Annotated in this window: 5 protein-coding genes; 3 read left to right on the top strand and 2 right to left on the bottom strand. The window is 50.0% G+C overall.

Going from position 1 to position 12117, the window contains the following annotated elements; all coding sequences use genetic code 11:
- Window positions 1–218 precede the first annotated feature (218 nt).
- From IPP75_00635 to IPP75_00625, 3 genes are all read left to right on the top strand, one after another.
- Window positions 219–1205: a hypothetical protein gene (locus IPP75_00635; GenBank protein QQS69642.1), complete on the top strand. Its 987-nt coding sequence runs from the start codon at window positions 219–221 to the stop codon at window positions 1203–1205.
- A 50-nt stretch (window positions 1206–1255) separates the two neighbouring features.
- Entirely contained in the window at window positions 1256–2563 is a 1308-nt protein-coding gene (locus IPP75_00630) for a nucleotide sugar dehydrogenase (protein ID QQS69641.1), read from the top strand.
- 121 nt (window positions 2564–2684) lie between these two features.
- Window positions 2685–4205 carry a hypothetical protein gene (locus tag IPP75_00625; protein QQS69640.1) on the top strand — a complete coding sequence of 507 codons (1521 nt, stop codon included), beginning with the start codon at window positions 2685–2687 and terminating at the stop codon, window positions 4203–4205.
- 234 nt (window positions 4206–4439) lie between these two features.
- On the opposite strand, the gene rpoC is transcribed toward IPP75_00625, so the two are convergent.
- A complete protein-coding gene (gene rpoC, locus IPP75_00620; GenBank protein ID QQS69639.1) occupies window positions 4440–8297 on the bottom strand; it encodes a DNA-directed RNA polymerase subunit beta' in 3858 nt (1285 codons plus the stop codon).
- A gap of 157 nt (window positions 8298–8454) precedes the next feature.
- Window positions 8455–11877, bottom strand: coding sequence for a DNA-directed RNA polymerase subunit beta (locus tag IPP75_00615; protein ID QQS69638.1), 3423 nt, complete (start codon window positions 11875–11877; stop codon window positions 8455–8457).
- Between the last annotated feature and the right edge of the window lie 240 nt (window positions 11878–12117).

Below are 12117 nucleotides of genomic sequence, written 5' to 3'. Positions count from 1 at the left end.
TATTCATTGTCATCCCGACCCCCGTATCAAGTACGGGGTAAATTACGTGGAGGGATTCCGTTAGGTGTAAATACGATGAGATCTTTCGACGGAGTTTACACTGAATTCATTTCGGTGCTCAAGATGACACCCAAAAAGTTCGTGTGGATCGGGTAGTTCAACTCTATACGGCACATAAACAGGTGTATACTTAGCACAATCAGCATAGGAGGAGCAATATGTCAGACGATACCAATAAAACGCAATCTCATGAATTGCCTTCGGAACCAAATGTCTCGGCCACAGCTCAAAGTCCACTAAATACTCATTCTGAAATTGTCGTATCGCAAGCAAGCCGACATTCCCCATGGTTGTTATGGGTTTTGTTAGCGGGGTTCCTTATTGGTGGCGGTACGGTCGCATACTGGTTTACAAAGCCCGAAAAGAAACCACAGGCAACGGTCTCACAGAATACTAAGCAATCTTCGCAAAAAACTTCGCAAAAAAAGACCACTTCCACAGACCTGAAAGCGTTTATGCAATCCGTAAAAAAGCATATGGGAGGGGGTGATGCAGCTGCAGAGTATGCTGCCCCTGATTATAAAGTTAAGGGATACGATTTTTACGCAGTAGGCGTTCTCGACCTGTCAACAAGCTGGGAGGATACGTTGCCGGAGGCACAAATTAAGCCAGCCGCAGCTAAGTTAGAGGCATTTCTATACGAAAATAATTTCAAAAAGTCAGAACAACAGGTCAAGGCGGGGTACTACCCGTTAGTAAAATATGAGAGCAGTGACACGCTCTGTGGCATAAATTATTACCTCGACACTGCAGATACAAATAAGCCAGTTTTCTTAACCTGCGCACTCAAAGCCAGCTATGAGCCAACCGCGAAGGCGGTCGAACCGCTGTATGCTGTTTACCGGCAAGCAAATAAAGATAGCCAATATTTGACGGAAGATAGCCGCTTAGGACTGCCGAAAATTACATCTAGCCAATCTACTGGGTATAAAACAGCCGAAGCCGCTATATACGGTGAGGCGAGTCCAACGGGCGCAGTTGGACTCTTCTACCAAACACCCGATGGCGTGTGGCATTATTTCACTGGTACGCAAAGTGTCCTACCGTGCAATAGGTTTGATACCCTAGACCTCAAGAAAGCATATTTAGGGCAAAAATGTTACTTGCTCGATGAGGCAGGCACCGAATCTACGGTAGAGCTATAGCTGCGACTGTCCCTGATTTTATGCTACACTTGGGTTATTAAGGAGTTTCCATGAAGACACTTGCTGTAGTGGGTCTTGGGTATGTTGGGCTACCCTTGGCGGTTGAAGCAGCCAATAAAGGGTATTCTGTTACTGGTATAGATATTAACACCAGGCTCTTGAAGCTCATAGACAGCCGGACTTCTCCGTACGCAAATGATGCACGGTTTGAGGCAGCAATTAAAAAAGTTCCAGCTAAGCAACTGCACACATCGACCGACTACCAAACCCTGAAGGACGTAGAAACTATCATCATATGCGTGCCGACTCCAACTGAGCACAACATTCCAGACTTGAGCCTTGTTGAGGCCGCAACCAGCAGCGTCGCCAAAAACCTGCGTCCCGGCCAGCTCGTAGTGCTGGAAAGCACCGTAAACCCAGGCGTAACCCGCGACGTAGTACTCCCAATACTTGAGCGACAATCTGGCATGAAAGCAGGGGTAGATTTTTATCTGGCACATTGTCCTGAAAGAATTGACCCCGGCAACCCGAAGCTATACGTTGGTAACCTAAACCGTGTAGTCGGCGGGATTACCGAAAAATGCACCAAGAAAGCTGTGGCGTTTTATAAAAGCATTATCGATGCGCGAATTATTCCCCTTGGCTCTACCGAAGAAGCAGAGTTTGTTAAGTCGTGGGAAAATACCCAGCGGAACGTCATGATTGCCATGGCAAATAGCGCCGCGATTATCTGCGACGGCGTGGGGATGGATATTGGTCGCGTTATGGAAGGTTTGCAGTCCAAGGTAGACCAGTTTGGACTCAGGCTGGCGCAACCCGGAATAGGGCCCGGTGGCCACTGTATACCAGAGGACATTCACTACGTCATAAAGCGCGCCCGTGAAAGCGGCATAGACACGCGCTTTTTAGACGATGCCGCCGAGCTAAACGACCGGATGCCAAAGTACGCCGTACGACGCCTGAGCGGACTCATAAAAAACCACGGCGAAAACCTGCGGGACCTCCGTGTCGCCATACTTGGTCTCGCCTATAAACCAGACATAGCAGATACGCGAAAATCTGCCGCCATAGAAGCTGGCTATGTACTCTTACGCTACGCTGGTTCGGTCACTGCGTATGACCCCTATGTATCGGACGAAAAACTAGCTCGACCGTTTCATCTCTCTCGCTCGCTCGAAAGTGCCCTGCGCACTTCAGATGCAATCTTCATCGCCACCGCGCACAGCGATTTTGTAAAGCAACTTACACCAGCGCTATTGAAAAAACACCATATTCGCTACGTACTAGACGGTCGCAACATGTTAGACAAAGCTGCTATAGAAAAAGCCGGCATCCACTACCGCGGCATCGGTAGATAGCGGTGCGTTAATTACTAAGAATGCCCCACCTAATGTGGAGTTCATATACCCCAGAGCTCCATAAAACTCTTCCTATACAATATTGCTACTGGCGCCATTAAGTTTTATAATGTAATTAGTTATGTCTGAGCTGAATGTTAGACTAGTTGAGCAATGTGACGACATTGCGGTTCAGCTGCATCCAGATGATGCGGTCTGGTTTAGCGCGCTTGCAAATAGGGCTATTATAGAAGAGGAGATCACTGCTCTAAACCCCTTAATCATAGAGGCATCGTGCGTTATGAATCCACATAGCCAACCAACGCTCATCGCTAAGACCGTCGAAGCGCGCCGCATTTTTTTTGGTGAGAGTCTTGGCTGGAGTTGCTCTGACCACCCCATGCACAGCACATACATAAAGATACTCGACCGCTATCCGACCCTTTTCCCCTCAGGCACCACTATAGAAGCTTTACGTGAGATGACGGCTGCGGGGCTTGATGTAACGAGTATCGTTCAAGGCCTTCCTTCAGCGCTTGGCTTTTCAGGCAAAAACATCAGAATAAAAATTGAAAATCTGCATTCCCTTGGTATGGATGAACGAGAAATTATACATAAATACCCCATTGTACTTGGTTTAGCGCCGGAAGAGATACAAAAAAAATTTGATAATATCTCAGCCCTAGGCCTAGATGCACATACGGTTATCGCCAAAGTGCCGACAGCCCTAGGGTATTCAACCGAAAACATAAGAACAAAGGTTGAAAGCATGACAGCACTTGGCATCAACGCTGTAGCAATTATTAATACCTATCCGACTGCGATTTGCCTATCTGTAGACACTGTTAAGTATAAAGTAGAGAATCTAACTAATTTAGGATTTGATGCATTAAAACTTATACATAAAGACCCTATTGTCATTGGCAGGTCTGTTAGGGCTATCAGTGAAATGTATAATGCCTTGATCTCACTGGGGATTAACCCTGTCAAGACAATCAATTTTCTTCCCTCAGTGCTTGGCATGTCGATTGAGAATATACAAGCAAAATTTGATAATGCAACAGCCTTGGGGTTAAACGCTAGGCGAATTTTTACTGTAAATCCGCGTAGCTTAGGCAACTCGACCGAACATGTTAAGTTAAAGTTTCAAACAATCCGAGATTTAGGGTTTGAACCTGCTACTCTTATCAACTCTAGCCCCTCCATACTTAGTATTAGTCCAGAGAGTCTCAAGGCTCGTATGGCTTTTATGGCTGCTTTGGGGTTAGACCCCGTCAGGATTGTAAATATCATGCCTACCGCACTCGGTCTTGCGCCTGAAAACGTCCGTGCTAAAACAATAAGTCTTCATTCGTCAGGTCTACTTAATCTACGCAACATGAGAAGTGAAGACTATAAAGTCCTTGCTCAGATACTCATTTTACCGACAGAGTTGCTGCACCTGGTCCTTGCCCAGGAAAGAGATCAAATCGACAGCTTTGCCATGCTGCCAGCACAGATGAAACGTTACGCACGAAAACACGGCTTACAATCGGCGGGCAGTAGGAAAGAAGCATACTCGCATGCATTGCCTGATTTACGCAATGCAATTGGATATATCGCGGTAGACCATGCATCTCGACGGGGTATATCTATTAGAAGTATCGACCTTCTTACTCTGTAGAATGACGTTCACCATAGATACACCTAGGCCACAATACAATGTCCCGTCTTTTCTTGGGGTATTTCACTTGGGACAACGATTTCCCAGATAGCACTTCACCTCATTTAATGAGAGAGTGAATCGAAATAGCGTAAGAGAGCTAATGTTTACCCAACATACTCGTTATAGCAAAAAGCAGAGGCGCCCTAGAACGAGCGAACTCTGCCCTCTGCCCTACTTACTTTGCTCTACCAACTACCCTTCGTTGCGGAAGATTTGGTCGTTGTGATATTCTTCAACCAACTCTACGTCATCACCTTCATCGAGTGCGTTGCTTGCACCATAGCCAGTGCCAACTGGAATCTTGCGACCCAAGATGACGTTCTCTTTAAGGCCAAACAGCTTGTCGATACGACCGCTGGTGGCAGCACCAATGAGGACGCGAGTAGTGTCCTGGAAGCTGGCAGCACTCAGGAACGAATCGGTTGAAAGTGATGCTTTGGTAATACCGAGCAGTAGCTGGTTAACCTTGGCGGGCTGTTTACCGGCCGAAACAAGTGCTTCGTTGGCTTCGGCAACAGCAAGCTTACTCACAACGTCACCAGTTACAAATTCGCTATCGCCGGCATCTTCTATTTGAACGCGGCTGAACATTTGACGCACAATGATTTCAAGATGCTTGTCACTAATGTTCTGCCCCTGCCCAGCAAAGATACCGAGGATTTCGTTCATGATGTAACGCTGCGTCGGCTCAACACCTTGCAGACGCATGAGGTCGTGCAGGTTGATGGAACCGTTGGTCAGACGCTGGCCTGCCACCACGACATCACCGTCTTGGACAAGCAGCTGTTTAAAGCCTGGGATTTCGTAGCGAACAACACTCTTGCTGGTCGGGGTGATGATGACTGATTTATCGGTCAGTTCAGCCTTGCCCGCCATAGGCGACACAAGCGGCTCAGCGCCATCTTCACGGCTGGCGAGAACATCACCAATGGCGACATCACTACCGCTCGCAATCTTGGCCGTGCGACCTTCAAGTACTATTTCCAGTACTTCGCGGTCATTTGCGGTGACTTGCACAATGTAGCGCTCACCCTCTTCCCATGCGTTTACGACACCATTGATATCAGCCAAATATGCCTGACCCTTCGGTGAGCGAGCTTCAAAAAGCTCCTCAACACGACTCAAGCCTTGAGCGGTGTCATCGGCCACGACGGCACCAGAACGGTGCTTACTGTCGAGGCTTAGCTGCGTACCCGGCTCGCCAATACTCTGGGCAGCAATAACACCTATTGGGTTATGGCTGGTAACCAAATGGCCCGTCGCTGGGTCAACTCCGTAGCTCTTTTGCGGAACGCCATGAACCGATGTGGCACTCAGCGCGCTTCGTATTTTGACGCCGTCGAGTTTTTCATCGGCGTCGATAGCTTCGGCAACTTCTTTCGTAAACAACTCTCCGGCCTTGACATAGCCCTTGAGGTCTTCGGCGGCAAAACGGCCTTCGAGCCGTGAGGCGTAGGTAACACCTATGGCAGCAGCGTCGGCGCGAAGCAAGGCAAACCCTGGGTCGGACGCATCATCGCTGTCGTCGTCTATGGTAAAGACATCTTGGGACACGTCGACAAGGCGACGAGTTAGGTAACCAGCGTCGGCAGTCTTGAGGGCAATGTCAATAACCGCCTTACGGGTACCACGCGTACCGGTAAAGTACTCAAGCGGCGTTAGGCCTTGTATGTACCCGGCTTTCACGGGAAGCTCAATGACGTTACCAGCCGCATCTTGGAACACGCCAAGCATACCGACTGACATTTTCATCTGAGAAACGTTACCGCGCGCACCAGAAGTAATAGCAATAGCCATAGAACCGTCTTGATCTTTCATCTGCTCTGACAACATGTTTTGCACACGTGTGTCAATCTTGGTCCAGTTTTCTACGGTGAGACGATGTCGCTCATCGTCGGTAATGAAGCCTTGGTCGTACTGGGTTGAAATGCCAGCGCTCTTTGTTTCGCCTTCTTTCAAAACGTCTTCGAGCCCGGTAATTGGTTCGAAGTCGTCCATGCCCATGCTTAGGCCAGACATGGTTGCGTAGCGGAAGCCAAGGTCTTTGAGGTTGTCGGCAATTTCTGCCGTTTTTTCCTGGCCATACTGCGCGTAAACCGCGCCCATAACTTTTTGCAAACGCTTTTTCGTCATGGCTTCATCTTGGAATGCAAAGTCTTCGGGGAAAATTTCGTTGAAAGACAGGCGCCCTAGGGTCGTCACGCGCATCTCACCCCGGAACGAAACAAGGACACGGCTTTGGAGCTTTATGACTCCAGCGTCAAATGCCATAGAGGCTTCGTTGAGGCTCGAAAATGCTCGTGGAGCTACTTCTTTACCTGGGCGTTCATAGGTGAGGTAGTAACACCCAAGGACAATATCTTGCTCAATGTGCAAAATAGGAGAACCGTCGGCAGGCTTCAGGAGGTTACGGTTTGCCGACATGATGTCACGCGCTTCTGCCTGTGCCGCATCGGATAACGGCAAGTGGACAGCCATTTGGTCACCGTCGAAGTCTGCGTTAAACCCTTTACATACAAGCGGGTGAAGCTGAATAGCACGACCCTCAATCAGTACCGGTTGGAAAGCCTGAATGCTCAGACGGTGCAGTGACGGGGCACGGTTAAGCAAGACGTATTTGCCAGTAATGACTTCGTCAAGTGCGTCCCATACTTCTGTCTCGCCAGTTTCTATCATGCGCGTGGCGCTCCGGATGTTATGTGCCTGTTCTCGGAAAATGAGTTCGCCAATAACAAAGGGCTTGAAAAGCTCAAGGGCCATCATCTTTGGCAGACCACACTGGTTGATTTTAAGCTCTGGACCGGCAACAATAACCGAACGACCAGAGTAGTCTACGCGTTTACCAAGTAGGTTCTGGCGGAAACGACCCTGCTTGCCTTTCAGCATATCGCTTAGGCTCTTCAGTCGACGGCGTTGACCAGTCGCTGCTACAGCACGGCCACTGCGAGCATTGTTGTTGTCTATGAGCGCATCGACCGCTTCCTGTAGCATTCGCTGTTCGTTGCGACGAATAACCTCTGGGGCATTCAACTCAATAAGTTTCTTCAAACGATTGTTGCGGTTGATGACACGGCGGTACAAATCGTTGAGGTCACTGGTGGCAAACCGTCCACCCGTGAGCTGTACCATTGGACGAAGGTCCGGAGGTATCACCGGTAGAACCGACAGGCAGGTGCTTTCTGGCTTTATGCCTGCTCGCTCCATGCTTTCGAGCAAACGGAGTCGTTTCATTAGCTTCTTCTTGCGCTGACCCTTGGCTTCTTCGGCTTCAGTGGTCAAATCGGCTATCAGCTTCACGAGGTCAATACCTTCAAGCAGCTCGCGCAGCGCGGCGCCGCCCATACCAACGGTAATCATATCGCGTAGCTCACGGGGTAGCGCACGGTAGTCGCCCTCATTCATAAGACTGAATGCGACTAAGCTGTCGAGCTGGTTGCGAAGCAGTTCCCATTCTTTGTCAAACTGTTCGAGTTCTTTGGTCTGGGCTTCAGCAAGCGCCTTCACGTCGGCGCCTTCGGTTTCTGCTTCTTTCTCGTAGCGAAGTTTGATTGCCTGCTGTCCGGCTTGCCACTGCGCTTCTTGGTCGGCTCGATATTGGTCACGAGCAGCAACATTAACGCTTTTTACGACATAGGCGGCAAAATATGCGACACGCTCGAGACTCTTTACTGTCATGCCGAGCAACAGCCCCATGGCACTTGGGGTTCCCCGCAAGAACCAAATGTGAGCCACCGGCACGGCCAGGTTAATATGACCCATGCGTTCACGGCGCACGATGCTCCTCGTAACAAGTTCACCGTTTTTATCAACGGCAGCTTCGCGAGAGCGAACTCCCTTGTATTTCGCGTCGTGCGGGTTTATGTCTTTTACTGGGCCAAATATACGCTCGCAAAACAGCCCGTCGCGTTCCGGTTTTTGAGTTCGGTAGTTTATGGTCTCTGGTTTCAGGACCTCGCCGTAGCTCCAATCTTCTATATCTTTGCTGCTGGCAACAGCAAGACGCACTGCGTCAAAATCTGCAATATTCGTGCCGTATGAATAGCGTCGCATTAGACACTCCTTTCAGTCGCTGCAATTTGCAGTTTACAATTTTCAATTTTCAATACATTAGCTTGTAGCGATGTGGCATTTGCAGCTTCATTGGTAACTGAAAATTGATAATTCATTGGTAATTGGTAATTGGTAATTGGTAATTGGAGCATAGCGACTAAGCCTCCTCCCCTTCTTCGTCGGTAATATCATCGTCTGTCGTGGCTGCAACGAGGCTTGTATTTTCCTCGTCAAAGTCGGTCACAATGGGATTGCCGTCGCCATCTTCAAACTCAAAGCCTTGTGATGCAGCTTCTTCGCTGGTGACATCCACGTCAGATATGAGTGATGTCGGCGCCTCAACCTTTGCGGGGTGCGTTGCTTCTTCGTGGATGTTTGTAGCCAGTACCGCTTCGGCGTCAATTACTTGGTCAGAAGCAACGAGGTCAACCTTTAGACCAAGACCCTGTAGCTCTTTCACGAGCACGTTAAAGCTTTCTGGAACCTTTGGCCCAACAATCTCGGTCTTTTTGATGATAGCTTCGTAGGCTTTGCTACGACCATAGACATCATCGGACTTAATGGTAAGCATTTCCTGCAGTGTATTGGCTGCGCCGTACGCCTCCAGTGCCCACACCTCCATTTCGCCAAAGCGCTGACCGCCATTCTGAGCCTTACCACCGAGTGGTTGCTGCGTAACCATAGTGTATGGTCCGGTCGAGCGAGCGTGAATTTTATCTGCAACCATATGATTGAGCTTAATCATGTACATGCTACCGACCGTGGTGCGTTCTTTGTAGGCGCCGCCGGTGCGGCCATCATACAGCTGTTGCTTGCCATCTTCCGGGAAGCCAGCTTCTTTCAGCATGTCTCGGATTTTACTCATTGGCACACCGTTAAAGCTTGGGCTAGCGACTTTCATGCCAAGAGCACGAGCAGCCATACCAAGGTGTGTTTCAAACAGCTGTCCAATGTTCATACGACTCGGCACACCGAGCGGGTTCAGTACAATATCTACCGGCGTTCCGTCTTCCATGAACGGCATGTCTTCGACGGGCAGAATACGGGCAATTACACCCTTGTTTCCGTGCCGACCTCCGAGTTTGTCGCCAACGCTAATCTTACGCATTTGGGCAACAAAAACTTGAATCTGCATCAGCACACCAGCCTTCAGCTCGTGACCGTTTTCACGGCTAAACACTTTCACGCCCACGACCTTACCGTGTTTTCCGTTGCTCATGCGCTGTGACGTATCGCGAACTTCTTTGGCTTTTTCACCGAAGATAGCCCGTAGTAGGCGTTCTTCACTGCTCAGCTCTTGTTCGCCTTTTGGCGTAATTTTACCGACGAGGATATCACCCGGGTGGACCTCGGCGCCTATACGCACAATACCGTCATCGTCGAGGTGCCGAAGGGCATCTTCTGAAACATTTGGAATATCACGGGTGACAATCTCTGGACCAAGCTTGGTTTCACGAACTTCAATCATGTAGTCCACGATGTGTACGCTTGTAAGCGTGTCGTCTTCAACCAGTTTGCGGCTAATGATGATAGCGTCTTCGAAGTTGTAGCCAGCCCATGGCATAAATGCGACGAGCAGGTCTTTGCCAAGCGCGAGTTCGCCGCCCTGGATGCTCATGCCCTCTATGAGTGCATCGCCGGCTTTTACTTTGTCTCCTGTAGAAACAACCACGTGTTGGTTTATGCTGGTGCCTTCGTTGCTGCGAACAAAGTGAAGCGCGTCGTAGGTGACATTGCCGTCCTTGTATTTCACAACCACTTGGTCGGCATTTGCTTTCACGACTTCACCGGCCGCCTCGGCGACCACGAGCTGTCCTGTGTTTGCAGCAGCAGCTGCTTCAACGCCCGTTCCAACAACAGGGCTCTGCGGGGCAATTAGTGGTACCGCCTGACGCTGTTGGTTACTACCCATGAGTGCCCGGTACACGTAGTTTTTCTCTATGAATGGAATAAGCCCGGCACTAGAGCCAATAATCTGGTTCTGCGCGGCATCGACGTGAGTGACATCGTTGCGGTCGACAGTTGCTGACTTCAGGCCAGCGCGAGCGCTGACGCGTGCTTCTACAAATGTGCCATTTTTATCGGTTGGCACACCGGCGCCAGCAATAACTGCATGTTCTTCGGCTGCGGCGTCCAGGTAGACAATTTCGTCGGTGACTTTCCCCTTAACCACCTTGCGGTACGGAGTTTCTATGAAACCATAGTCGTTTATACGGGCAAAATTCGCGAGGTTAAGCACCAGGCCCACGTTGGCACCTTCTGGTGTTTCTACAGCACAAATGCGCCCGTAGTGGGTTGCGTGTGCGTCGCGCACCTCAAAACCAGCGCGCTCTCGGCTGAGTCCACCCGGACCCATCGAACTGAGGCGTCGTTTGTGCGCCAGCTCACTGAGCGGGTTAATCTGGTCCATAAACTGACTGAGCTGTGAGCTTGCGAAGAACTCGCGTACGGCGGCTACTACTGGCCGTGCATTTATAAGCTGACCCGGCTGTACGGTTTCAATTTCGCTCATAGACATGCGGTCTTGGGTGTTGCGAACCATACGAAGAAGGCCAATGCGGAATTGGCGCTGCACCAGCTCGCCTACCATCTTTATTCGGCGGTTGCTAAGGGAGTCTATGTCATCACCCGGTTCTTGGGTTACATTCATGCGGATGAGTTCCGCGACTATGGCAACGAGGTCTTCGAGGCGCATAATCCGGTTCTCGGCCGTGTTTGCCACATCAAGCCCGAGCCGCTGGTTAATTTTGTAGCGACCAACGCGCGAAAAGTCAAAACGCTTGAAGTTGTAGAACATGTTTTCGAGCAAACTGCGTGCGTTATCTACCGTAGCGAGGTCGCCCGGTCGGAGACGGCGATACACTTCTATGAGTGCTTCAGCGTGGCCTTTGCTTGGGTCTTTGTCGAGCGTCGACTGCAAGAAACTGTCCTTAGCTTGGTCAACGTGTTTGAATGCCTCTTTCATGCTGGCCTCGGTCATACCAAGTGCACGTAGCAGCGTGGTAACCGGAATTTTGCGCTTGCGGTCAATTTTGACGTACAGGGCACCATTGGCTGCCGTCTCAAATTCGAGCCATGCACCACGACCAGGAATAACCTTTGCGCTGTACAGGCTGCGTGTACCATGGAGTTCAGCGGTATAAAAAACACCAGCTGAGCGAATCAGCTGGCTCACTACAACACGTTCTGCACCGTTGATAATGAACGTTCCGCGGCGCGTCATCCATGGGTAGTCACCAAGGTAAATTTCTTGTTCTTTAACTTCGCCGGTGACTTTGTTTGTTAGCTCCACAGTGGCCTTCAGGGGAGCTTCGTAGCTCACGTTGTTTTCCCGGGCTTCGGCTTCCGTTAGCTTTGGGTCTTCAAAATGGTACTGCTTGAAAACAAGGCTCAACTTTGTACCAGTATAGTCATCAACCGGGCTGATTTCGGCCAGTAGTTCACCGAGCCCCTCGTCTACCAGCCACTGAAATGATTTATTTTGGTGGTCTACCAGGTTTGGCAGCGAAAGACCGGTGTCGTGGCTGCCATCTGTGAGGTAGACGCGTGTTGTTTTGGTAGCAGTTAATGCTTTTGCCATACGCGCGTGAGCTCCTTTAAGGGTTGTCGTTAGTGGCTCGTAGTTGGCTATAGGGGTGGCCAACTCCGAGTATTAGTAATAACAGTGCGACGTCACTTCGCACATATACGACGTTTTCATTGGCTACTACCGTCCACAGCCCTACCTGTTGACTACTACCAACCAACTACTTTTCGTGAAGCTACCTAAGTGGGAGGTTTTGGTGCTTAACTGGTTTGGCGCCTAAGCCAGCACAGCCCA

Source organism: Candidatus Saccharibacteria bacterium (genome assembly GCA_016700375.1).
Classification (GTDB): Bacteria; Patescibacteriota; Saccharimonadia; order Saccharimonadales; family UBA4665; genus JAGXIT01.
This window is presented reverse-complemented; position numbering and strand designations above follow the sequence as displayed.